Raw genomic sequence first — 299 nt, 5'->3', positions numbered from 1 at the left:
CTGCAACTCCTTAATGAGTTGCTCACAATTTACCAGCGCATTGTTCTGATAGTCTCTGCGTCGCTCATACTCCCGCATATTTGTAGGATAAGTGGAATTTGCAGCCCGGATGTTACTTGTTAGCTGGGATGCCAACTGGTCTATCCGCGTCTTGAAGTTCGTCATCAAATAGCGGTACTTTGCAAAATCTTCTGTTTCATCCTTCCCATAGGCATAACGGACTCGTACCAGATGGTCCAAATCTTTCACACCGAAATTCCGCTGCATCAAATCAAGCAACATATTGTGAAGTTCAACAG

The 299-nt window shown here is 44.5% G+C and carries 1 protein-coding gene; it reads right to left on the bottom strand.

The genetic code is table 11. From position 1 onward, the window contains the following. Positions 1-299: hypothetical protein (locus PZH32_RS13005; RefSeq protein WP_275208675.1), on the bottom strand; the 299-nt coding region annotated here is incomplete at both ends.

It is taken from the genome of Adlercreutzia equolifaciens (genome assembly GCF_029076695.1).
GTDB lineage: Bacteria > Actinomycetota > Coriobacteriia > Coriobacteriales > Eggerthellaceae > Adlercreutzia > Adlercreutzia equolifaciens_A.
This window is presented reverse-complemented; position numbering and strand designations above follow the sequence as displayed.